Raw genomic sequence first — 22,350 nt, 5'->3', positions numbered from 1 at the left:
GTGTGGGACCGCGCGGTGGCCGCCCAAAACGCCGGACGCCTGCTGGAGGCCGAGCGCTTCTACACCGCCCTGCAGGCGACGGTCCCGACCAGCCCTACCGCGCTGAACCTGGGCCTACTGCTGGAAGATCAGGGGCGCTGGGGCGAGGCCGAAGCCATCTATCGCGACTACCTGAAGATCGAGCCCGACGGTCCCCTCATTCAGCGTCAGCTGGCCTACCTGCTGCTGCGCCTGGGCCGCTACCTGGAGGCCTGGCCCTACTACGAGGCGCGGATGCTCAAGCCGGGCCACAACCGCAAACCCCCGCTCAGCTTTCCCGAATGGCAGGGACAACCGATCAACACCCTGTTGGTCTGGCATGAGCAGGGCCTGGGCGACCAGATCCAGCATGCGCGCTACGTCGGCGCTCTGAAGGCGCGCGGGATCAAGGTGACGCTGATGTGCCCCCCTGCACTCACCCGGCTCTTCGCTTCGCTCGGATGCGACATCATCACCGCCGCGGGGCCGGTGCAGATCCCTGCGCACGACGCCTGGGTGCTTTCGGCCTCCCTGCCATGGCGGATGGGCACGACACTGGAGACTATTCCCCCCGCGCCCTACCTGCCGGGTCGGGCGGGCGGGACGGGCGTCGGCCTGGTCACCCGCGGCGCGCCGGAACATCCCGACGACGCCAACCGCTCGATCTCCGAGGCCGCCGCCGCGGGCCTGGCCAGTCTTCCGGGCGTCGTGCGCCTGGAGCGGGAGGTCACCGGCGCGGCCGACATGGAGGCGACGGCCGAGATCGTGCGCGGCCTGGAAAAGGTGATCACGGTCGATACGGCGGTGGCCCACCTGACGGGAGCGATGGGCAAGCCCTGCTGGCTGCTGCTGCCCTACAAGGGCGACTGGCGCTGGCTGACCGACCGCACCGACAGCCCCTGGTATCCCTCGATCCGCATCTTCCGCCAGCCCGCCCCCGGCGACTGGGCGAGCGTGGTGGCCGAGGTGCGCGAGGCGGCGGGACAGCCGGCATGACCGCGGCGGGCGCATCGGCCGGGTCTGACCCAGACTGGCCGGCGCTCGCCTACGACGACTGGGCCGACACTGCGGCCACCCTGCACATGTGGACCCAGATCGTCGGCAAGGTCCGCATGGTCATGACCCCGCCGGTGAACCACTGGTGGCACGTACCGCTCTACGTCTCGGCGCGGGGCCTGACGACCTCGCCGATCCCGCTCGGCGGACGGACACTCGAGATCATCTTCGACTTCTTGGACCATCGGCTGCGGCTGACCTGCAGCGATGGGCGGGAGGAAAGCTTCGCCCTGGCGCCGATGAGCGTCGCGGAGTTCTACCGCCGGGTCATGGCCATTCTGGCCCAGCTGGGTGCACACCCGCACATCTGGACCACGCCCTGCGAGGTGGAAGACCCGATCCCCTTCGAGACCGACGAGACGCACCGCGCCTATGACGCCGCCGCCGCCCAGCGGTTCTGGCGCGTGCTGGTGCAGGCCGACCGGGCGATGAAGGCGTTCCGGGCCCGCTATCTCGGCAAGGCGAGCCCCGTGCACTTCTTCTGGGGGAGCTTCGACCTGGCGGAGACCCGCTTCTCCGGCCGCCGCGCGCCGGCCCATCCCGGCTCGCCCCTGGCGCCGGCGTCGGTCAGCGTCGAGGCCTATTCGCACGAGGTGTCGAGCTGCGGCTTCTGGCCGGGCGCCCCGGGCGTGGCGGCGATGTTCTACGCCTACGCCTATCCCGAGCCGGCGGGGTTCAGGGACGCGGCCGTGCGGCCCTCGGACGCCCATTGGGACGCCACCTTCGGCGAGTTCGTGCTGACCTATGAGGCCATGCGGGCCGCGCCGGACCCGGAGGCGGCGCTGATGGATTTCCTCCAGTCGACCTACGAAGCGGCCGCTGACCTGGCCCAATGGCCGCGCAAGGAATTGGAGCGATCATGAACGAGCCCATCGTCGCCAGGCCGCGCCCGCCGCTGGGCGCGTGGCTCGGCCTGGCCGCGGGCGCGGCCGCCGTTGGCGCACTGGCCATCGGCGCCATATCGGTCGGGGCGATGGCGATCGGCGCGCTCAGCGTCGGGCGCGTGCGCATCAAGCGCCTCGAGATCGGTGAGCTTCACGTGCGCCGGATCGTCCAGCTTGGCGAGGATGATCAGGCTGGCTGAGGTTTGCGGACCTCAAGCTGGATCACCCATTCCTGGATGACATTGTTGAGCGATGACGCGGTCTGATGAGCCTGCTCGGCGGTGAGTTCACCGGCGTCGAAGCGTGACCCATAGGGCTCCGCCAAAACCATCCGATAGCTCGCCAGCTTGAAGTCGACGCCGGTGTAGAGGGCCAGCGGCGAGTTGGAGATGCGCTGGCGGCCCCATTGCTCGTTCAGCTCCCGGTCGAAGAGCTGCAGCATGTTCGGCGTGATGGCCCGCACGTGCGTGGGATCGCTCAGGAAGTGATCGTGCCGCGGATCGGGGACGCGGATATTGACCGCCGCGCCGGGCGTGCAGATCCGATAGAGCTCGACCATGATCGCCAGGAACACCTTGGGGTCGCCGCCCATGTGCTCCAGGGAGTGATTGAAGACGACCTCCCCGACGCTGTTGTCGGGCCAGGGCCAGGGCGTCTGCTCCAGGTCGACCAACTCGTCGGGCTCGGCGCCCGGCATGGAGTCGATGTTGACGTAGCCCTCGAGCTTGTTCAGCCCGCAGCCCATGTTGAGTTTCAGCATCTACCCGCCCGTCCGATCCTCGCGGCGACCAGCCCTGGGCGCATCCGGCGACCCCGCGTAGGGCGAAAGGTCGAGGCCGGGATAGCGCAGAGCCACGTCGCTCAGCGTCTGGGCGTTCCAGTAGGGATCGCCCGCTGGCGGCCAGCCGAAGAGGTCGCGCTGGCGGGGCGTCATCTTCACCATCGCCTCTTTCCAGCCTGGATATTCAGCGCGGTCGGGCCAGGCGAGTTTGCCCTGCCAGCGCCAGCCGCGCGGCTTGAAGTCCACCGGCATGACGAAGCGCGAGCGGCCGGGCGCCCTGAAGTCCGAGCCGCGGTGGAAGACGTCGGTCTTGTAGATCAGGATCGATCCGGCGGGGCCCGTCACCGAAACCTCGTCGTCGAAGAACCGGCCCATCTCCGTGCGGTTGATTCCGATGGGCACATGGCGGGTCTTGTCCTGGGGCACGGCCTTGGTCGGGCCATCCAGGTCGGTCACGTCCGACAGCAGGATGAAGCAGGTCATCTGCGGCATCAGCTGGTCAGCGCGGGGCACCACGATGGTGTGGTTCTCGTAGTCGCGGTGATGGGCCTGGTCGTAGTCGATGGCGCCGGAGTACTTCGCCCAGAGCTCGATCTTGTAGCAATCGATCTCAGTGGTCCGCAGGAACCGCTCGGCCGCGTCGATCAGGTCCGGATAGACCGCCACCCGGTTGAGGGCCCAGGAGGGGTAGGGGAAGAAGCGCAGGCCCGCGAACTGGCTCCTGGCGTACTTCGGATAGGCCTCGGGCTCGGCGAAATAGGCCTCAGGGCGGGGATAGATCTCCCACAGCGCGTCCTGGGCGGCCTTCAGCGTGTCCTGGTCGAGGAAGCCTTCGACCACGGTGAAGCCCCGGTCGTAGACCTCGGCCAGATTTTCGTCGGGAATCCTCATGGCGGCCAGTCAAGCGCCCGGCGTGCGCCTGCGCAACCACCCTTGCCTCGGGCCGCCAGCCGCGCGAGCCTTGGGCCATTAGAACAAAAGACATTTGGAGGACGCGTCATGAGTGAGCCCCGGATCAATTCCAATGGCCCGCTGAAGGGCCGAAACGCGCTCGTCACCGGCGCCAGCCGCGGTATCGGAGAGGCCATCGCCGCGCGCCTGGCCATGGAGGGCGCCAATGTCGTGGTCTCCGCCCGCACCGCCGAGGATGGCGAGAGCCGGCTGCCGGGTACGCTTCACGAGACTGTCGACCGGATCAAGCGGGCCGGCGGGCATGCGACCTTCATCAAGGCCGACCTGGCCCAGGCCGCCGAGCGCGAGCGGCTGATCGAGGAGGCGACGGCCGCCTACGGGCCGATCGACATCCTCGTGAACAACGCGGCCATCACCTACTTCATGCCGGTCGCCGACTTCCCGGAGAAACGCTTCAAGCTGATGATGGAGGTGCAGGTCTACGCGCCCTTCCACCTGTGCCAGCTGGTCCTGCCGTCAATGCGCGAGCGCAAGCAGGGTTGGATCGTCAACATCTCCTCCGGCGCCGGCCTCCATCCGAAGCTGCCCTACACCCGGCGCGGCGGCGGTACGGTCTACGGCATGTGCAAGGCGGCGCTGGAGCGCTTCACCACCGGCCTGGCGTCGGAGGTCTATGACGACAACATCGCGGTCAATGTGGTCTCACCGGGCCTGGTCGACACCCCAGGCGTCGCGGTCCATGGGCTGATCAACGAGGCCACCAAGGACCGTGTCCAGCCGATCAAATACATCGCCGAGGCGGTCTATCGCCTGGCGTCGGGGGATCCCAAGGCGCTCACCGGCACGATCAACTACGCCGAGCCGTTCCTGAAGGAACAGAACGTCGAACCTTCGGAACTCGTTTGAGAGCCCGCGCGCATGATTGAGCAGACTATCGACATCCCCACCAAGCATGGGGCGATCACCACCTTTATCGTCCATCCGGAGCGCGACGGGCCTCGGCCGCTGGTGCTGTTCTTCATGGACGCGCCGGCGATCCGCGAGGAACTGCGTGACATGGCCCGCCGCATCGCAGCGGCGGGCTATTACGTGATGCTGCCCAACCTCTACTACCGGTCCGGGGTCCTGGAACTGAAGGACCTGCCGCCGTTGCCGGAAGCCGAGGCGCGGGCGCGGATGTTCGAGCTGATGGGCTCGATCTCCATCCCGCTGATCATGGACGACGCTGACGCGCTGCTGGACTACGCCGACCGCGATCCGGCGGCGAGCAAGGGCAAGATCGCCACCCTCGGCTACTGCATGAGCGGCCAGTACGCGATCAGCTTCGCGGCGCGCTATCCGGACCGGGTGGCGGCGGCCGCCTCGATCTATGGCGTGCAACTGGTCACTGACGGCCCTGACAGCCCGCACCTGGCGGCGCAGAGGGCCAAGGGCGAGCTCTATTTCGCCTGCGCCGAGCATGACAGCTATGCGCCGCTGGAGATGGTCGAGACCCTGGACCAGACGGTGAAGTCCAAGAATCTCAACGCCGAAGTCGAGCTCTATGAGGGCGTCCACCACGGCTTCGCCTTCCCGCAGCGCGGCGCCGTCTACGACAAGCCCGCCGCCGAGCGTCATTGGGAGCGGCTGTTCTCGCTCTGGAAGCGCCGGCTCATCTGACGGCGGGGGCTACTGTGTTTCCTGGCCGACATATGATGAACCTTTGCTGAGCCGTGACGTTCAGACCGGGCTCAGGCCGCGGGCGATATTTGTGGTCGCGGATAAGGAGTCCAACCATGAAACGTCTGCTCACAGCCGCCATCGCGCTCAGCCTGCTCACCGGCACGGCCGCCTTGGCCCAACCCGACCACCGCGACGACCAGCAGGGCGATCGCGGCGGCCAACAGCAGTCCCACTGGGCGCAGGGCCAGCGCATGCCCAAGACCTACTACTCGGACCGCAGCCACGACGTGGACTACCGCGCCAACCACCTGAGCGCGCCGCGGCGCGGCTACCGCTGGGTGCGGACCGACGACAACAACTACGCGATGATCGCGATCACCACCGGCCTCATCGCCTCCGTCGTCGCCGCCAACCACTAGGCGCAGTCGCATCGGCCAAAACCTCTCCGCCGCGCCTGTGGCGGAGGGGTTTTGCTATGTGCGCGGCGCCTGGGCGACGATCGGCGGGATCCAGCCCGGTTCCAGCGACTTGGCCGGGTGCGAGGCGGTGACCATGCCCATGAAGGTCGGCCACAGCTCATAGCCCAGCAGGACCTGGGCGCGCGGCGACATCGCGCGCACGATCTCCTTCGGCACGGACAGGAAGAAGTTCTCCTGCGGCCGCGCCCAGCCGGCGCAGTACTGGTTGGTGAAGGCCAGGCGGGGCCTGTCGGTGGTGTTCGCCCCGCCGCGGTGCAGCAGCTTGCCGGGGAAGACGAAGGCCGCGCCGGCGGGGATCTCCATCGGGACCAGGTGTTTCTCCAACCCGCCGGGTTCGGCGCGGCGCGTGGCGATGTCGTCCTCGCTCCAGAGGTGACTGCCCGGGATCACTTCCGTCGCCCCATTGGCGGCGGTGAAGGCGTCGATGGCGCCGATCACCGAATAGCCCACCGCCGGGCTCGACCGCGGCTGGCGGTAGAAGCCATCGTCGGTGTGGATGCCCTGCGCCGTCTCACCGGGCCTGAGGTTGATGGCGTGGGTGGCGGAGAGCAGGAAGTGGCCCTCGAGGAAGCGGCTGAGCAGGGCCAGCAGGCGCGGCTCGCACGCCAGGTCTTCGAACACCTTGCCGCGCGCGACCAGGGTGTAGACCCGCTCGGTCTCGAAACCCTCGAAGTCGTTGCGGCCGCGATGGCCGCCGAGGAAGGGCTGGAGCCGGGCTCGGAACTCGGCGAGCGCGTCGGGGCTCATGAAGTCGTCGATGACGGTGAAGCCCTGCTCGCGGATCTCCGCGGCGTGAGCATCGGCGTCGAAGCTGGCGGTCGGTTTGTCCATGCGGCGGACCTCCCGCAGCTATTGTACCACGCCCGTTTCCAGCCGGCGGAGGACGCCGCGAGCGGCAGCCATGCCGGTGGCGAAGCTGGCCTGCAGGAGGTAGCCGCCGGTCGGCGCTTCCCAATCCAGCATCTCGCCGGCCACGAAGACGCCCGGCCGGGCGGCCAGCATCAGATCGCCATCCACCGCGTCGAAGGCGACCCCGCCAGCCGTCGAGATGGCGCGCGCGATCGGTCGCATGCCGCAGAGCATCAGAGGGACGCCCTTGATCGCCTGGGCCAGGGCCGCCGGGTCGGAGGGCAGGTCCCGGCCGTGCGCCTCGCGCAGGATGTTGGTCTCCAGCGGCGTCATGTGCAGCGCCTTGCGAAGCCGGTTGGAGAGCGATTGGTGGGCCGGCTGCAGCGCGAGTTTCGCGGCGAGCTCTTCGGCTTTGGCGTCGGGCCGCAAGTCGATCCACAACTTCGCCGAGCCATGGGCCCCGATGGCGTCTCGCAGCGGCGCCGAGAGCGCATAGATCGCGCCGCCCTCGAGGCCGTGGCGGGTGACCATCGCCTCGCCGCGCACCCGGACCCGGCCGAAGGTGATCGCCACACCCTTAAGCGGCTGGCCGGCGAAGCGGTCGCGGACGATCTCGCTCCAGGCCACGTCGAAGCCGGCGTTGGCGGGCCTCAGCGGGCTAAGCACCACACCGGCCCCAGCCAGCACGTCCACCCAGCCGCCGGTCGAGCCGAGCTTCGGCCAGCTCGCGCCGCCAAGCGCCAGGAGGGTGGCGTCGGGCGAGACGGCGGTTTCGCCGTCGGGCGTCTTGAAGCGCAGCGCGCCGTCGGCGTCCCAGCCCTGCCAATCGTGGCGGGTCTTGATCTCGACACCCAGCTCCCGCAGCCGTCCGAGCCAGGCGCGCAGCAGGGGCGAGGCCTTGAGCGCCTTGGGAAACACCCGGCCTGAAGACCCCACGAAGGTCGCCTGGCCGAGCCCCTCGGCCCACGCGATCAGCGCCGATGGCGGGAAGGCCTCCACCAGCGGGGCGAGGCGGGCGGCCCCCGCCCCATAACGGGTCAGGAACGGCTCGATCGCCTCGGAATGCGTGAGATTCAGACCGCCGCGCCCGGCCATCAGGAACTTGCGCCCCACCGATGGCATCCGGTCGTAGACGGTGACCCGACAGCCGCGCTCAGCCAGCACCTGCGCCGCCATCAAGCCGGCGGGCCCGCCGCCGATCACGGCGACAGGGCGGAGCTTGGCGGCGGGCGTCACAGGCAAATCCTCTAGGTCTCAAGGGCGACCCATATCAGCCGCGGGACACTTCCGGCCAGCCAATGCTCAGCGACAGGCCGACGCCGCCAGCCGCGCGGCGCGGTCGTGGCTCAGGTCCTCGCCGGTGGGTGTGGGCACGACCGCCTCGCCGGTCATCCCGGTCCAGAGCGCCAGGTTGAACCGCGGGGTGTCCAGATGGTCTTCGACATCGAAGTTGAGGCCCGCCATGGCCTGGGCCCAGTAGCCGGCGGTCCGCACGGGTCGGCAAAGGCCGACAGACCCCGCATCGGCGGTCTTTCCCGGCACCGGCAGGTCGGTGGTCCGCAACACGGCGGGGAGCTCGGCGCGATAGCTCCAGGCGGCCTGCTTCAGGTCGAACAGGTCGGTCATCGGCCGCGCCAGGGCGTCGTTCATCGCCATGGGCTGAAGCCCCAGCACGGCTTCGATGGTGCGCACGAAATTGACCGTCGTGTAGGGCCGCGACACCACGGTGTGCTGGCGCACATAGGGGCCGGCCACCAGGGCCACCGTGCGCCGCGAACTCACATGGTCCGGGCCGTCCTGGGCGTCGTCCTCGATGACAAAGACCAAGGTGTCCTTGGCGAACGGGCTTTCGGAGAGCGTCTGCAGCACCAAGCCGACGGCGTAGTCGTTGTCCGCCTGTTCGGTCTCGACGGTGTCGACCCTGTCGACGCCCTTGCCGAAGGCGCCGGTATGGTCATGCGCCAGCCGCAGGAGCGTCAGGTTGGGCAGGTCCCCCTTGTCCGCGTAGCCGCGGAACTCCCGCTTCCACTCCTGGACGCGCCAGTAGTCGGGGAAGCCCTGATCGAAGCCGCGGAAATAGACGTCGGTGACCCTGGCCAGCGCCGGCTTGGTGGTGATGAACACCGGCAACCGCTTGGCGAAGGGGTCGCGCTCAGGCGGGATCGGATCGGCGGCCTTGTCGCTGTAGCGCGAGAGATCGCCGTAGAAGCCGTAGTTGCGCACGCTGAGCCCCTTGCGCAGCGCGGCGTCCCAGACATAGCCCTGGCCTTCTTCGCCCTCCGGCCCGTCGGGGGCTGCGACGTCCGTGGCGCCGGGCAGGATGTCGTCGTCGTCGGGCGTGGCCGCCTTGGCCGCCTTGCGCGCCTTGTGGTCGGCGATGCCGACGTTGAGGTTGCGGTTCTCGCCTTCCTGATCGTACTGCAGCCCGCGGCCCGCGTAGTTCACCGGCGCCTCGTGCTCGGTGAAGTCGGTGGTTCGCGCCGCGGTGGTCCAGTTCCAGCCGGTGTTGGAGCTTTCGCCCGAGGCGAAGAGATGGTCCAGGGTGACGAACTGGCGGGCGATCGCGTGCTGGTTGGGGGTCATCGCCCGCGGGAAGATCGCCAGCTTCGGATCGCCGTCGCCCACCTCCAGGTCGCCCAGGATCTGATCGTAGGTGCGGTTCTCCTTGACGATGAAGATCACGTGTTTGATGCGCGCCCGGACGGCGGCCATCACCGCGGCGTCCTCGGCCGCTGCGGGGTCGGGCGCGAAGCCGACGTTGACCGCCACCTGATGGGTCAGCCGCTTCAGCTCCGCTGCGTCCGGCGCGGGCAGCGCCAGGAACCCGGCCTTTTCCAGCTGCCAGCCGTAGCTGTTGGTGGCCCGGCAGGCGGCTGCGTCCTTGGGGTCCGTGCTGAGCGTGTTGCGGCACCAACCCGGATTGGGGCCCGGGTCGCTCTTGCCGTTGACGACATAGAGGCGGCCGCCCGTCGCCGCGACGCCCGTCGGGTACCAGCCCGTGGGGATCAGGCCAGTGACGCGGGCTCCGGTCTTGCCAGCGCCCAGGGTCAGCACCGCCACGGCGTTCTCGCCGCCGTTCGAAACGTAGAGCCGCCGTCCGTCCGGCGACAAGGCCAGCGCGTTGCTGTTCGCGCCGCCTTCGAAGCGCTTGCCGGCCATCAGGGCGGCGGTGGCGAGCGTGGGCGTGCGCCAGAGGACGCGCCCGTTCGCGGGGTCGATCTGCGCCACGCCGTCGGTGTTCCCCAAGGCGACATAGAGCCGCCGGCCGCCCGGCGTGGCCAGCAGGGCGGTCGGCTGGCCGGTGGTGCGGATGCGCCGCGTGATGGTCAGCGCGTGGCCGGTGACTGACAGGGCGACAATCTCCCGGTCGCGCTCCGCTGTGACGAAGGCCTGGCGCGGCCCGGTCCAGGCGATCGCGCGAGGGTAGCCGCCGCCGGGCTGGCCATGGCGGGCGGGATCGTTCTTGCCGGGGCGCAGGTCGCGTTCGGCGGTCACCTCGCCGCTGGCGAGATCGATCAGGCTGACCGAATCGTTCTGCAGATTGGCGGCGAGCAGGAGGCGGCCGTCAGGGCTGACAGCGACCCCCGCCGCCTCCGGCTTCACCTGCACGCCCAGGCCCGCCCTATGCCCAAGCGGGAAGCGGCGCCCCGGCTGGAAGCCCCGCGCCCCGCCCTGGTACTCGAGGACCGCGTCATCGACCCCGGCGGAGACGTAGAACCGTTCGCCGGACGGCGCCCAGGCGAGACCCAGGAAGGTGTTGGGGATCTGCAGCACCTGCCGCTTCACCGGCGCGGCGCCAGAGACGTCGAACACGAAGACATATTCGTTGCTGAGCGCCGGAACCTGTTTGCCGTCCGCGCCGACGTTGCGGTTGTAGCCGGTGGTCAGGATCAGCAGGGTCCGTCGGTCGGGGGAGAGGGCGACAGCGGAGGCCTGGCCGGCGGTGAAGGCGGGCAGGTCCGGCAGGTCGGGATTCAGCGCCTGGAACAGGGCGCCGTTCGCGGCCTGGGGCGTGAGGTGCTGGCCGGTGGGCAGGATTTCGCCAGACGCCGCGGCGGCCAGTCCGGTGGCCAGGCCAGCGAACAGGGCGGCGATGCAGGCGATGATTCGGCGGAGGCGCATTTGTCGAGGATCCTGGCTGCGTTAGGTGACATCTGCGAGACGCGTGGCGCAGAAAGGCCGCTGCGAGGGAAACCTCGCTTGCTGTCCAGCCTCGACCGACCTTAATCCTGACCGCTGCAAAATAAACCGGAGCCGAAGCCTTGCTCAGCCGCCGTCATGTCCTGCTCTCGGCAAGCGCGTCCCTGGCGCTCGTGGGCGTCGCCCGCGGCCAGGCCTCGAAGGGCCCTGAGGTCCAGCTCAACAAGGCGTTCGACGACTTCTTCAACCAGGAGCTGGACGAAAGTCCGGAGCTCGCGACATCGCTTGGCCTCGACAAGGGGACACGGGCTGCGGCCAAGGCGAAGCTGCATCAAGGCTCATTGGCCGATGTCGAACGCCATCGCCGCGAGAACACCGCCCAACTCGCCCGGCTGAAGGGTATCGACCGTCCGGCGCTCTCGGGCATGCCCGCGGTGAACTACGACTCGGTGCTCTACGACCTGGAGACGACCGAGGCCGGCAACCGGCGCTTCAACTACGGCGACGGCTCTTCGCCCTATATCCTCAGCCAGATCACCGGGGCCTGGCAGGACGTGCCGGACTTCCTGGCGAGCCAGCACACCATCGAGACGGCCGCCGACTGCGAGGCCTATGTGGCGCGCCTGGGCGAGTTCGCCCGCCTGATGGACCAGGAGATCGAGCGGGTCCGCCACGACGTGGCGCTGGGCGTCACGCCGCCGGACTTCTGCATCGACGGCGCGCTCGGCGGGATGAAGTCCCTGCACGCCCCGGCGGCGCAGTCGACGCTGGTGACCTCGCTGGCCGAGCGCGCCAAGGCCAAGGGCCTCGCCGGCGATTGGACGGCGAAGGCGACCAAGGCCTACGAGGCCCAGGTGCTGCCGGCGCTGGAGCGGCAGATGGCGCTTCTGACGAGCCTGAAGGGCAAGGCGACGCACGACGCCGGCGTCTGGAAGCTGCCGGACGGGGAGGCCTACTACGCCCACGCCCTGCAAGCCGAAACCACCACGACCATGACGCCGGCCGAGGTGCATCAACTCGGGCTCGACGTCACCCGAGACCTGCAGGCGCGCGCCGACGTGCTGTTCAGGAAGATCGGCATGACCGGCGGCACGGTCACCGAACGCTATGGCGCGCTGTTCAAGGACCCGAAGTACATCTATCCCAACACCGACGCCGGAAAGGCGAAGGAGATCAATGATCTGAACGCGCTTGTTCAGGGCATGCAGTCCCGCCTGCCGACCTATTTCGGCATGCTGCCGAAGACGCCTCTGGAGATCCGCCGTATCCCGGCCGCGACCGAGGCCGGTGCGTCGACCCACTACACGGACGGCAGCCTCGATGGCGCGCGGCCCGGAATCTATTGGCTGAATCTGCGCGACACCGCCGAGGCGCCTTTCTGGGACATGCCGACGACGACCTTCCACGAGGGCATTCCGGGGCACCACCTGCAGCTGACGCTGCAGAAGCAGGCGGACCTGCCGATGCTGCGCAAGGCCGGCGGCTTTGGGGCCTATATCGAGGGCTGGGCGCTCTATTCGGAGCAGCTGGCCCAGGAGATGGGCTTCTACGCCGACCACCCGGACTGGGAGCTGGGCTATATCCACGACGCCCTGCTGCGCTCCGGGCGGTTGATCACCGACACCGGGCTGCACAGCCTGCGCTGGACCCGCGAGAAGGCCGCGCAAACCCTCGCGGACACCGACGGGGATCCCATCTCGCTGGCGACCCAGGAGATCGAACGCTACTGCGTCTGGCCGGGCCAGGCCTGCAGCTACATGGTGGGCAAGGTCACCATCCTGCGGCTGCGCGAGAAGGCCAGGGCGGCGCTGGGACCGCGGTTCGACATCCGCCAGTTCCACGACGCGGTGCTGCTGGCGGGCTCCATGCCGCTGACCGTACTGGAGCACGCCGTGGACAACTACATCACCGCGCACCGGGCAGCCTGATCCAAGGCGCCAGGGGCGAACGCATTCGGGGGAATGAAGACATGAGCCAATTCGATCGCCGGGGCTTCCTGGCGACCACCGCCGGCGCTGCGCTGGCGTTCGCCGCCGGTCGGGCCGCGGCCACGACCGGCGACGCCGAAGCCCAGCTCAACAAGGCTTTCGACGACATCTTCAACCAGTCGCTGGACGAGAGCCCTGAGCAGGTCACCGGGCTCGGCCTCGACAAGGGCTCGCGCGCGAGCGCCAAGTTCAAGCTGCACGACGCCTCCCTGGCCGAGGTGGAGCGGCGCAAGGCGCAGACCGCCGCCAACCTCGCGCGGCTGCGCGGCATCGACCGCAAGGCGCTCACCGGCATGGCGGCGGTGAACTACGACTGCGTGTTCTACAACCTCGAGGCCGCCGACCGGGGCAATCGCCGCTTCGCCTATCCGACCGGCAATTCGCCCTATGTGCTGAGCCAGATCACCGGCGCCTATCAGGGCACGCCGGACTTCCTCGACAGCCAGCACACCATCGCCACCAAGGAAGACTGCGAGGCCTATCTCGCGCGGCTGGGCGAGTTCGCCCGGGTGATGGACGAGGAGTGCGAGCGGGTCCGCCACGATGCGGGGCTGGGCGTGATCCCGCCGGACTTCTGCATCGCCGGCGCGCTCGCCCAGATGAACACCCTGCATGCGCCCGCCGACAAATCGACCCTGGTCGCCTCGCTCACCCGAAGGGCCAAGGCCAAGGGGATCGAGGGCGACTGGGCCGGGCAGGCGGCGGCGGTCTACGAACGCAAGGTGCTGCCGGCGCTGGATCGGCAGATGGCGCTGCTGGAGAGCCTGAAGGGCAAGGCGACGCACGACGCCGGGGTCTGGAAACTGCCGGACGGCGAGGCCTGGTATGCGCTCGCCCTCGAGACGCGCACGACCACGACGATGACGCCTGCCGAAGTGCACAGGCTCGGCCTCGACGTCACCAAGACGCTCTCGGCGCGCGCCGACGTCCTCTTCCGGAAACTGGGTCTGAGCCAGGGCACGGTGGCCCAGCGCTATGGCGCGCTCTTCAAGGACCCCAAGTACCTTTATCCGAACACCGATGAGGGCAAGGCCAAGGAGGTCGCCGACCTCAACGCGCTCGTCCAGGCCATGCAGGCCCGGCTGCCGGAGTACTTCGGAACCCTGCCCAAGACGCCGCTGGAGATCCGCCGCATCCCGGCCGCGACCGAGGCCGGCGCCTCGACCCACTACACCGGCGGCAGCCTGGATGGCGCGCGGCCCGGCATCTACTGGCTGAACCTGCGCGACACCGCCGAGGCGCCCTTCTGGGACATGCCGACGACGACCTTCCACGAGGGCATCCCCGGCCACCACCTGCAGATCACCCTGCAGCGCCAGGCCGACCTGCCACTGATCCGCAAGGCTGGCGGCTTCGGCGCCTATGCCGAGGGCTGGGCGCTCTATTCCGAACAACTCGCCGACGAGATGGGCTTCTACAAGGATCATCCGGACTGGGAGCTGGGCTACATCCACGACGCTCTGCTGCGGTCCGGCCGGCTGGTCACCGACACCGGCCTGCACGCCCTGAAGTGGAGCCGCGAGACGGCCAGCGAGACCCTGGCCGGCACCGACGGCGACCCGATCCCGCTCGCCCAGCAGGAGATCGAACGCTACTGCGTCACGCCGGGCCAGGCCTGCAGCTACATGGTGGGCAAGGTCACCATCCTGCGGCTGCGCGAGAAGGCCAAGGCGGCGCTGGGTCCGAGATTCGACATCCGCAAATTCCACGACACGGTGCTGGCCGCCGGCTCCATGCCGCTGACCGTGCTCGGCAACGTGGTCGACAGCTACATCGCCGCCAACAAGGCCTGATCCAAAACCTTAAGTCATTCTCCCGGGGGATAGAAAATATGAGTGAATTCGATCGTCGCACCTTCCTCGCGACCACCGCCGGCGCGGCCCTGCTGACCGCGGCCCCGGCGCTCGCCCAGGCCCAAGCCCCGGCGGCCTCCGAGGACGCCAGGCTTCGCGCCATGCTCGACCAGATCTACGAGGCCCAGATCGACGAGAGCCCGCGCCGCGCCACCTCGCTCAACCTCGACAAGGGCGCCCGCGCGGCGCTCAAGTCGCAGCTCGACGACAACTCCCTGGAAGCCCGCGCCCAGCGCCTCGAGCGCACGCGCATGCGAATGAAGCAGCTGCAGACCATCGACCGTGCCAAGCTCTCGGCCGCCTCGAAGATCGACCTCGATGTCATCCTCTATGGGCAGGAACAGTCGGTCCGCAGCGCCGACAAGTGGAAGTTCGGCGACACCGGCGGCAACTTCCGGCCCTATGTGATCAGCCAGCAGTCGGGCTCCTATCAGGAGGTCCCGGACTTCCTGGACTCATCGCACCGCGTCGCCGACGCCAACGACGCCGAGGCCTATCTCTCGCGCCTCTCCGCCTTCGCCCGGGTGATGGACCAGGACCTCGACCGGCAGCGCCATGACGTCGCCCTGGGCGCGATCCCGGCGGCCTTCATCTGCGACCTCAGCGTGGGCCAGATGCGCGCGCTGCGCGACCAGCCAGCGGGCAAGACCATCCTGGTCACCTCGATCGTCAAGAAGGCCAAGACCGCCAACCTCGACGGCGACTGGGAAGGCCGCGCGAGCAGGATCGTCGAAGCTGAGGTGTTCCCGGCGCTCGATCGCCAGATCGCCGCCATGACCGCGCTGAAAGCGAAGGCCCAGCCCAACGCGGGCGCGTGGGCGCTCCCCAACGGCGACGCCTACTACGCCGACGCGGTGAAAGCCTCGACCACCACCGACTACACTCCCGAACAGGTCCACCAGCTCGGCCGCGACCAGGTGGCCGAGATCGGCGGCCGGCTGGACGCGATCCTCAGGAAGCAGGGCCTGACCCAGGGCACGGTGGGCGCACGCCTCGTGGCCCTGAACAACCGTCCCGACCAGGTGTTCGCCAACACCGACGCAGGCCGCGCGGAAATCTTGAAGCTGCTGAACGACCACATCGTCGAGGTCTACAAACTGCTGCCCAACGCCTTCCGGACCCTGCCGAAGGCCAAGGTCGAGGTGCGCCGGGTGCCGGTGTTCATCCAGGATGGCGCCGCCAACGGCTACTACAACGGCGCCGCGCCCGACGGATCGCGCCCGGCGGTGTTCAACATCAACCTGAAAGAGACCTCCGACTGGCCGCGCTACAATCTGTGGACGCTGGCGCACCACGAGACGATCCCCGGCCACCACCTGCAGATCGCGCTCAGCCAGGAGTCCGCCCAGATGCCGAAGATCCGGCGCAACGGCGGCGGCTATTCGGCCTTCGTCGAGGGCTGGGCGCTCTATGCCGAACAGCTGGCCCAGGAGATGGGCGCCAACGACTTCGACCCGCTGGGCGAGGCCGGCTACCTGCAGTCCCTGCTGTTCCGCGCCGCGCGCCTGGTCACCGACACCGGCATCCACGCCAAGCGCTGGACCCGCGAACAGGCGACCCAGTACATGGTCGACACCATCGGCAACACCAAGACCCGCGCCCAGCGCGAGGTGGAGCGCTACTTCGCCGGGCCCGGCCAGGCCAACAGCTACAAGGTCGGCCATACCGTCTGGGTGAAGGTGCGCGACGAGGCCAAGGCCAAGCTGGGCGCCAAGTTCGACCTGAAGGCCTACCACGATGCGGTGCTGCTCTCAGGCGCGATGCCGCTGACCGTGCTGCAGCGGCACGTCTCGGAGTGGATCGCGACGCAGGCCTAGGGGCTAGAACCAGCCCTCGCGCTTCAAGAGGGCGGAGTGGGTGCGGCTGACCGGGACGGTGAGGCCGCTCGCCAGCCGCAGTTCGCCGCGTCCGCGCCGCCAGCGCACGGCCTCGATCGCCCCGGCCGCGACCCACCATGACCGGTGCGTCTGGTAGCCGGAGAGCCGAGCGAGCTCCTGCAACGCGTCGCTGAACCTGGCGGTGATCAGCTCGTCGCCGGCGTCGGTGTGGACGCGCAGGTAGTGGTCTTCGGCTTCCACGGCGAGCAGGCGGGCGGACCGGCGCCGGGCCGACAGGCGCAGGCGGAAGGGGTCTGACGCCTCGGGCGGCGGTTCGGGTTCGGCGGCTGTGCGCTCGGTCCAGACGCCGCGCCAGGCGAGCTGGCGCAGCAGCATGACGCCGAAGCTGATCACCGCGACCTGATAGACGAGCGGAGCAAGGTGCGGCTGGTTTGCCGGCAGGCCCAACATCAGCTCGGACACGCACCAGACGAGGCCTGTCACCGGCGCGGTCATCAGGACGGTGTCCGCGGCCAGACGGGTCCAGAACCCCGTCAGGCGGGCGCTGACCACGACGTCGATGGCGATGCCGATCACCCCGCCGCCGACGATGACGATCGGCCAGTAGGTGAAGCGGATCAGGGCGCTCTCCGCGGCCGCGCCAAAGGGGCCAAGCGCGCCAAGGAACAGGCCGACCGCCAGCAGGAGCGCTGTCTCCGCCGCCGCGCGGCGCAAGAGCAGCGGTGTCCTGGGTCCCGGCATGAAGGCTCCGTCCGCGAAGAGTCGGCGCAGTCTGGCACGCGCCAACGGGGCCGCGCGACCCGTTCGCGCAGATTAGGCGCCGTTTACGGGTTGGCGGTCGCGAGCGGTCCGGGGCTCTGCCATCCGATGGGCGGTCAAACGGAGTTCATCGATGTCCCGCGTTTCGAAAAGCCTCTGGGCCCTGGCCGCCTTCCTCAGCCTGGGCGTGGCGTTGTTCTCCTATCGCCTGCTGCTGCCCAGCCTTCCGGCGGTCGGCAATGACATCGCCGCCAACGTGATGCGCAGGCCCTGGCTGCCGATCCATGCCGGGTTCGCGGCCACCGCGTTGCTGATCGGGCCGCTGCAGTTCCTGCCCAGGCTGCGGATGCGGTTGCCCAAGCTGCATCGAAACATCGGCAAGACGTACGTGATCGCCTGCCTGACCGCGGCGCCCGCCGGGTTGGTGCTGGCCACCGGCACGGACGCGGGGCCCGTCGCCCAGTGGGGTTTTGGGACCCTGGCCGTGCTCTGGTTCGGCGCCACGGCCTACGCCTTCTGGCTGGCGACGCAGGGCCGGATCGCCGAGCACCGGCGCTGGATGATCCGCTCATTCGCCATGACGTTCGCGGCGGTGACCCTTCGCCTCTATCTGCCGATCCCGCCGATGTTCCTGCACATGAACTTCCTTGAGGGCTACCGGATCATCTCCTGGTTTTCCTGGACGTCGAACCTCGTCGTGGCGGAGATCTATCTGAACTGGGCGAACCTGCGCGGCGGGTTCACACGACGGCATGCTGACAGAATGCTGTCAGTGGAGGCACAATAGGGTCACGTCTGCGCCGCCCGCTGCGGGCGGAAGAGGGAGACCGCCATGTCCAAGGACCTGATCTTCTACACCAACCCCATGTCGCGTGGGCGCATCGTGCGCTGGATGCTCGAGGAGGTGGGCCAACCGTACGAGACGGTGATCCTCGACTATGCGTCGACGCTGAAGGGAGCGGAGTACCTGGCGATCAATCCGATGGGGAAGATCCCGGCGCTCAAGCACGGCGACCTGGTGGTGACCGAAGGCGCGGCGATCTGCGCCTACCTGGCCGACGCCTTTCCGGAGGCGGGACTGGCGCCGCCGAGCGCCGAGCGCGGCGACTACTATCGCTGGCTGTTCTTTGGCGCGGGACCCGTCGAGGCGGCGGTGACCGCGCGCAGCCTGGGCTTCGACCCGAAGCCTGAGCAGAAGCGCATGGCCGGTTTCGGCTCGCTGGAAGACACCCTGAACGCCCTGGAGACGGCGGTGACCGGCCGCGAATACCTGGCCGGCGGCAAGTTCAGTGCGGCGGACGTCTACACCGGTTCGCAGATCGGCTGGGGGATGCAGTTCGGATCGATCGACAAGCGCCCGGCCTTCACCGCCTACTGGGAGCGGGTCTCCAGCCGTCCGGCGGCGGTGCGCGCCCGGGAGATCGACGACGGCCTGATCGCCGCGGCCCAGGCCCAGCCGCAGTCGGCCTAGGCCTTGGGTTCGATCAGGTCCCAGCGGTTGCCGTAGAGGTCCTCGAAGACTGCGACGGCGCCGTAGGGCTCCCGTCGCGGAGCCTCCAAGAAGCGGACGCCGGCCGCGCTCATCCGGGCGTGGTCGGCGGCGAAGTCCGAGGTCTCCAGGAACAGGAACACCCGCCCGCCGGTCTGGTCGCCGATGCGGGCGGTCTGGGCCTCGCCTGCGGCCCGGGCCAGCAGCAGGCCCGCGCCGCCGCCGCCGGGGCGGACTACCACCCACCGCTTGCCGCCGCCCTGGGGCGTGTCCTCGACGAGCGTGAAGCCGGCCTTGCCGACGTAGAAGGCGATGGCCTCGTCATAGTCGCGGACGAGCAGGGCGGTCAGGGTCTGTCGCATAGGTTCCTAGAGTCCAGCCGCAACGCCGCGGATCAGATCGCGCATCCAGACCATGGCCGGCTCCGCCAGGCGTTCCCTGAGATATAGGAGACTCACATCCACGGCCGGGCTTTCATAGGGCGGATCGATCAGCTTCACGCGACCGACCTGGGCCGACATCAGGGCCAGGCGCCGCGGGATCAGGGTCGCCATGTCCGTGCGGCTGGCGACGGCGAGCGCGGTATAGGTGTCGGGCACCGAAACCCCGACCCGCCGCGTCAGGCCGCGCGAGGCCAGTGCGGCCTCGAAGGCGCCGGCGTCCTCCCAGCTGGCCCGGCTGACGAAGGCGCGACGCTCGCCGCCATCCTCGATCAGGCCCGGCAGGCTGCGGGCGATCACCACGTGCGGGACGGAGACCAGCGTCTGCAGCTCGATCCGTTCGCCGGCGAAGACCGGATGGCCGGAGCGCACCACCCAGACCAACTCCTCGGTGAGGAGCGTCTCCCGGGCGAACCGCTCCGGCGCGGCCAGCACGCTGCCCACCATGAAGTCCACCCGCCGTGCGTCGGTGCGCTCCAGGACGTCGTTGGCCAGCTCGGCGATCAGCAGCTCGCAGCGCGGCGCGGCCTGGGCCAGGCGGCTGGCCATCGGCGGCGCGAGGATGGCGCTGGCGTAGGCGCCAGCCACGACCGCGAAGCGCCGCTCGCTGGTGGCCGGATCGAAGTCGGAGGGGGCCAGCGCCGCCTGCAGCTGGTTGAGCGCGGCGTGCACCTGCGGGCCCATCTCCACTGCGCGTGGCGTCGGCTGCATTCCGGCGGGACCTCGAACGAACAATTCGTCGTTCAACATGTAGCGCAGGCGGTTGAGCGCGTGACTCACCGCAGATTGGGTGAGGCCCAGGCGAGCGCCGGCGCGGGTCACGCTGCGTTCCTCCAGCAGCACGTCGAAGACGCGCAACAGGTTCAGGTCGAGGCTCGAAGGCCGGATGTTATGAACAAGGCTCATATGTTGCGTGACAACATATCATTTGGATCATCGGGCGGGCAGCCCTATCTCAGGTTTCGACGGGAACGCCGGCGCGGCCAGGGACGGCCAGCGTCCGCGTGGCCCTTTGCGTCATTTCCGAGTGAAAGGGGCTCGCGTTGAGCGAACCTGAAGTCATCCCGCTGCGTGGCAACGCCGACGTCGATCCGAAGGCCAAGCCCAGCTTCATGCAGCGCTGGCGCTGGCCGCTGATCATCGGGGGTCCGCTGCTGATCGCCGGGATCGTGATCTGGTTCATCGCCACCGGCGGCAAGACCCAGACCACCGACGACGCCTATGTGCAGATCGAAAAGGCGCCGGTGGCGCCGTCGATCGCCGGGCGGGTGACCGACATCTATGTGCACGAGAACGAGGTCGTGAAGCGCAGCCAGGTGCTGTTCCGCCTCGACATCCGCGACATGCAGGCCAACGCCGACGCCGCCGCCGCCTCGGTCGCCAACGCCGCGCTGCAGGTCGGCGCGCTGCGCGCCAGCTACCAGCAGCAGCAGGCGATGGTGCAGGCCGCCAAGGACCAGCTCGCCTACGCCACCACCGAAGCCGCGCGGACCAAGAACCTCGCCAATGTCGGGGTGGACTCCCTGGCCCAGGTCGATCAGGCCAACCACGCCGTGCTGGCCGCCCGCCAGCAGCTCGCCGCGGCCCAGCAGCAGGCGGCCCAGGTGCTGGCCAACCTCGGCGGCAACCCGAACCTCGCCCCCGGCGCCGCGCCGGCGGTGATGCAGGCCCAGGCCCAGCTCGACCGCGCCAAGCTGAACGTCGCCTACGGCACGGTCGCCGCGCCCGCCGACGGCATCGTCACCCGCGTCGACCAGATGCCGGTGGGCACCTATCTGAACGCCTCCCAGACCGGCTTCTGGCTCTTGTCCGGCGAGCCGTGGATCGAGGCCAACTTCAAGGAAGACCAGCTCGCCCACATGAAGGTGGGCCAGCCGGTGACCATCAAGATCGACGCCTATCCGGAGGCTCTGAAGGGCCACGTGGCCAGCTTCTCACCCGGCACCGGCCAGGCCTTCTCGGCCCTGCCCGCCCAGAACGCCACCGGCAACTGGGTGAAGGTGGTGCAGCGCCTGCCGGTGAGGATCGCGTTCGACAAGACGCCGCCGGACATGGCGGGACGCGCAGGCCTTTCAGCCAAGGTGACCGTCGACGTCCGCGCGCCGGGCGCCCGCTAGGGCCTGACGGCCATGGTCACGCAACACGACGCCAAGAACCGCTGGCCGATCACCATTTCGATCATGCTGGCGACGGTGATGAACTCACTGGACACGACGATCGCCAACGTGGCCCTGCCGCATATGCAGGGCTCGGTGTCGGCGTCGCCCGAGCAGATCACCTGGGTGCTGACCTCCTACATCGTGGCCGCGGCGATCATGACGCCGTTGTCGGGCTGGCTCGCCGATCGGATCGGCCGCAAGCGGATGTTCCTGATCTCCATCGGAGGCTTCACCTTTGCCTCGATGCTCTGCGGCATCGCCACGTCGCTGCCGGAAATCGTGATCTTCCGCCTGTTGCAGGGCGTGTTCGGCGCGGCGCTCATCCCGCTGTCCCAGGCGGTTCTGCTCGACATCAACCCGCCGGAGAAGCACGGCCAGGCCATGGCGATCTGGGGCGCCGGCGCGATCCTCGGACCGATCCTGGGTCCGGCGCTGGGCGGCTATTTCACCGAGGACTTCTCCTGGCGGTGGTGCTTCTACATCAACCTGCCGATCGGCATCCTGGCCTTCCTCGGGGTGCTGTTCTTCATCTCCGGCGACCGGCTGGCCCGGGCCAAGAAGTTCGACTTCCTGGGCTTCGGCATGCTCACCCTGTTCATCGGCGCCTTCCAGCTGGTCCTTGACCGCGGGCCCAGCCAGGACTGGTTCCACTCGCAGGAAATCTGGACCGAGACCATTCTGGCGGGCGTCGGCCTGTGGGTCTTCGTGATCCACACCCTGACCACGTCGCATCCGTTCTTCGACAAGGCGCTGATGCGCGACCGCAACTTCGTCACCGCCAGCATCTTCGGCTTCTTCATCGGCATCCTGCTGTTCTCAACCATGGCGCTGCTGCCGCCCATGATGCAGACGCTGCTGGGTTATCCGGTGCTGACCTCCGGCCTGGTCAGCATGCCGCGCGGCGTCGGATCCTTCGTCGCCATGTTCGCCGTGGGCCGGCTGATCGGGAAGGTGGACACCCGGCTGATCCTCTTGACGGGTCTGCTGATCAGCTGCGTGGCCCTGTGGCAGATGCTGAACTTCGACCTGTCGATGACCGTGTG

21 protein-coding genes are annotated in these 22,350 nt (G+C 68.9%); 13 read left to right on the top strand and 8 right to left on the bottom strand.

Annotated features, from left to right (window positions below; genetic code table 11):
* Nucleotides 1–15: 15 nt before the first annotated feature.
* Genes E8A12_RS12395 through E8A12_RS12385 form a run of 3 tightly spaced genes read left to right on the top strand, consistent with a single transcriptional unit; the run spans nucleotide 16 to nucleotide 2,158 of the window.
* Complete coding sequence (locus E8A12_RS12395) at nucleotides 16–1,014, top strand: tetratricopeptide repeat protein (protein WP_293369118.1); 999 nt, start codon at nucleotides 16–18, stop codon at nucleotides 1,012–1,014.
* Nucleotides 1,011–1,937: a DUF5996 family protein gene (locus tag E8A12_RS12390; RefSeq protein WP_293369117.1), complete on the top strand. Its 927-nt coding sequence runs from the start codon at nucleotides 1,011–1,013 to the stop codon at nucleotides 1,935–1,937. Before E8A12_RS12395 ends, E8A12_RS12390 begins: the two co-directional genes overlap by 4 nt.
* Complete coding sequence (locus E8A12_RS12385; protein WP_293369115.1) at nucleotides 1,934–2,158, top strand: hypothetical protein; 225 nt, start codon at nucleotides 1,934–1,936, stop codon at nucleotides 2,156–2,158. Before E8A12_RS12390 ends, E8A12_RS12385 begins: the two co-directional genes overlap by 4 nt.
* On the opposite strand, the gene E8A12_RS12380 is transcribed toward E8A12_RS12385, so the two are convergent.
* Nucleotides 2,146–2,718, bottom strand: a complete 573-nt coding sequence (locus tag E8A12_RS12380; protein ID WP_293369113.1) for a hypothetical protein — start codon at nucleotides 2,716–2,718, stop codon at nucleotides 2,146–2,148. The two genes, E8A12_RS12385 and E8A12_RS12380, sit on opposite strands and share 13 nt — an antisense overlap.
* Nucleotides 2,719–3,630: a phytanoyl-CoA dioxygenase family protein gene (locus E8A12_RS12375; RefSeq protein WP_293369111.1), complete on the bottom strand. Its 912-nt coding sequence runs from the start codon at nucleotides 3,628–3,630 to the stop codon at nucleotides 2,719–2,721. It lies immediately after the preceding gene.
* A gap of 108 nt (nucleotides 3,631–3,738) precedes the next feature.
* Here E8A12_RS12375 and E8A12_RS12370 point away from each other — a divergent pair, with 108 nt between their 5' ends.
* The 3 genes from E8A12_RS12370 (at nucleotide 3,739) to E8A12_RS12360 (ending at nucleotide 5,732) form a co-directional block, all read left to right on the top strand.
* Complete coding sequence (locus E8A12_RS12370; RefSeq protein ID WP_293369109.1) at nucleotides 3,739–4,557, top strand: SDR family NAD(P)-dependent oxidoreductase; 819 nt, start codon at nucleotides 3,739–3,741, stop codon at nucleotides 4,555–4,557.
* A gap of 12 nt (nucleotides 4,558–4,569) precedes the next feature.
* On the top strand, nucleotides 4,570–5,310 hold the full coding sequence (locus tag E8A12_RS12365; RefSeq protein ID WP_293369107.1) for a dienelactone hydrolase family protein: 741 nt from the start codon (nucleotides 4,570–4,572) through the stop codon (nucleotides 5,308–5,310).
* A 116-nt stretch (nucleotides 5,311–5,426) separates the two neighbouring features.
* Nucleotides 5,427–5,732: an RcnB family protein gene (locus tag E8A12_RS12360; RefSeq protein WP_293369105.1), complete on the top strand. Its 306-nt coding sequence runs from the start codon at nucleotides 5,427–5,429 to the stop codon at nucleotides 5,730–5,732.
* A gap of 54 nt (nucleotides 5,733–5,786) precedes the next feature.
* Here the strand turns inward: E8A12_RS12360 and E8A12_RS12355 are convergent, their stop codons facing one another.
* The 3 genes from E8A12_RS12355 to E8A12_RS12345 are packed head-to-tail and all read right to left on the bottom strand — an operon-like array spanning nucleotide 5,787 to nucleotide 10,763.
* Nucleotides 5,787–6,623: a phytanoyl-CoA dioxygenase family protein gene (locus E8A12_RS12355; RefSeq protein ID WP_293369103.1), complete on the bottom strand. Its 837-nt coding sequence runs from the start codon at nucleotides 6,621–6,623 to the stop codon at nucleotides 5,787–5,789.
* A gap of 18 nt (nucleotides 6,624–6,641) precedes the next feature.
* Nucleotides 6,642–7,883 (bottom strand): TIGR03862 family flavoprotein, encoded by a 1,242-nt coding sequence (locus E8A12_RS12350; protein ID WP_293369101.1) that lies wholly within the window; start codon nucleotides 7,881–7,883, stop codon nucleotides 6,642–6,644.
* A gap of 60 nt (nucleotides 7,884–7,943) precedes the next feature.
* On the bottom strand, nucleotides 7,944–10,763 hold the full coding sequence (locus E8A12_RS12345; protein WP_293369099.1) for a beta-propeller fold lactonase family protein: 2,820 nt from the start codon (nucleotides 10,761–10,763) through the stop codon (nucleotides 7,944–7,946).
* A gap of 140 nt (nucleotides 10,764–10,903) precedes the next feature.
* Between E8A12_RS12345 and E8A12_RS12340 the strand changes: the two genes are divergently transcribed.
* The 3 genes from E8A12_RS12340 to E8A12_RS12330 are packed head-to-tail and all read left to right on the top strand — an operon-like array spanning nucleotide 10,904 to nucleotide 16,439.
* Complete coding sequence (locus E8A12_RS12340) at nucleotides 10,904–12,709, top strand: DUF885 family protein (RefSeq protein WP_293369097.1); 1,806 nt, start codon at nucleotides 10,904–10,906, stop codon at nucleotides 12,707–12,709.
* A 41-nt stretch (nucleotides 12,710–12,750) separates the two neighbouring features.
* Nucleotides 12,751–14,562: a DUF885 family protein gene (locus E8A12_RS12335; RefSeq protein ID WP_293369095.1), complete on the top strand. Its 1,812-nt coding sequence runs from the start codon at nucleotides 12,751–12,753 to the stop codon at nucleotides 14,560–14,562.
* A gap of 38 nt (nucleotides 14,563–14,600) precedes the next feature.
* The gene (locus E8A12_RS12330; RefSeq protein WP_293369093.1) at nucleotides 14,601–16,439 is read left to right on the top strand and encodes a DUF885 family protein; all 1,839 of its coding nucleotides are present in this window, start codon (nucleotides 14,601–14,603) and stop codon (nucleotides 16,437–16,439) included.
* A 3-nt stretch (nucleotides 16,440–16,442) separates the two neighbouring features.
* Here E8A12_RS12330 and E8A12_RS12325 read toward each other — a convergent pair whose 3' ends face one another.
* A complete protein-coding gene (locus E8A12_RS12325) occupies nucleotides 16,443–17,201 on the bottom strand; it encodes a LytTR family DNA-binding domain-containing protein (protein ID WP_293369091.1) in 759 nt (252 codons plus the stop codon).
* Nucleotides 17,202–17,352: 151 nt separating this feature from the next.
* Between E8A12_RS12325 and E8A12_RS12320 the strand changes: the two genes are divergently transcribed.
* Both E8A12_RS12320 and E8A12_RS12315 read left to right on the top strand, forming a co-directional pair.
* Complete coding sequence (locus E8A12_RS12320; RefSeq protein WP_293369089.1) at nucleotides 17,353–18,006, top strand: DUF2306 domain-containing protein; 654 nt, start codon at nucleotides 17,353–17,355, stop codon at nucleotides 18,004–18,006.
* Between the two features lie 45 nt (nucleotides 18,007–18,051).
* Nucleotides 18,052–18,690: a glutathione S-transferase family protein gene (locus tag E8A12_RS12315; protein ID WP_293369087.1), complete on the top strand. Its 639-nt coding sequence runs from the start codon at nucleotides 18,052–18,054 to the stop codon at nucleotides 18,688–18,690.
* Here E8A12_RS12315 and E8A12_RS12310 read toward each other — a convergent pair.
* Nucleotides 18,687–19,070, bottom strand: coding sequence for a VOC family protein (locus tag E8A12_RS12310; protein WP_293369085.1), 384 nt, complete (start codon nucleotides 19,068–19,070; stop codon nucleotides 18,687–18,689). The genes E8A12_RS12315 and E8A12_RS12310 overlap by 4 nt on opposite strands.
* Nucleotides 19,071–19,076: 6 nt before the next feature.
* Nucleotides 19,077–20,054: a LysR family transcriptional regulator gene (locus tag E8A12_RS12305; protein WP_293369083.1), complete on the bottom strand. Its 978-nt coding sequence runs from the start codon at nucleotides 20,052–20,054 to the stop codon at nucleotides 19,077–19,079.
* A 137-nt stretch (nucleotides 20,055–20,191) separates the two neighbouring features.
* On the opposite strand from E8A12_RS12305, the gene E8A12_RS12300 reads away from it, so the two are divergent.
* Nucleotides 20,192–21,265 (top strand): HlyD family secretion protein, encoded by a 1,074-nt coding sequence (locus tag E8A12_RS12300; RefSeq protein ID WP_293369081.1) that lies wholly within the window; start codon nucleotides 20,192–20,194, stop codon nucleotides 21,263–21,265.
* A 12-nt stretch (nucleotides 21,266–21,277) separates the two neighbouring features.
* On the top strand, nucleotides 21,278–22,350 hold a 1,073-nt coding region (locus tag E8A12_RS12295; protein ID WP_293369079.1), incomplete at its 3' end, for a DHA2 family efflux MFS transporter permease subunit.

Origin of the sequence: Phenylobacterium sp. (assembly GCF_004799395.1) — a bacterium.
Taxonomy (GTDB): domain Bacteria; phylum Pseudomonadota; class Alphaproteobacteria; order Caulobacterales; family Caulobacteraceae; genus Phenylobacterium.
The sequence above is the reverse complement of the archived record's forward strand: the minus strand, read 5'-3'. Positions and strand labels throughout refer to the sequence as shown.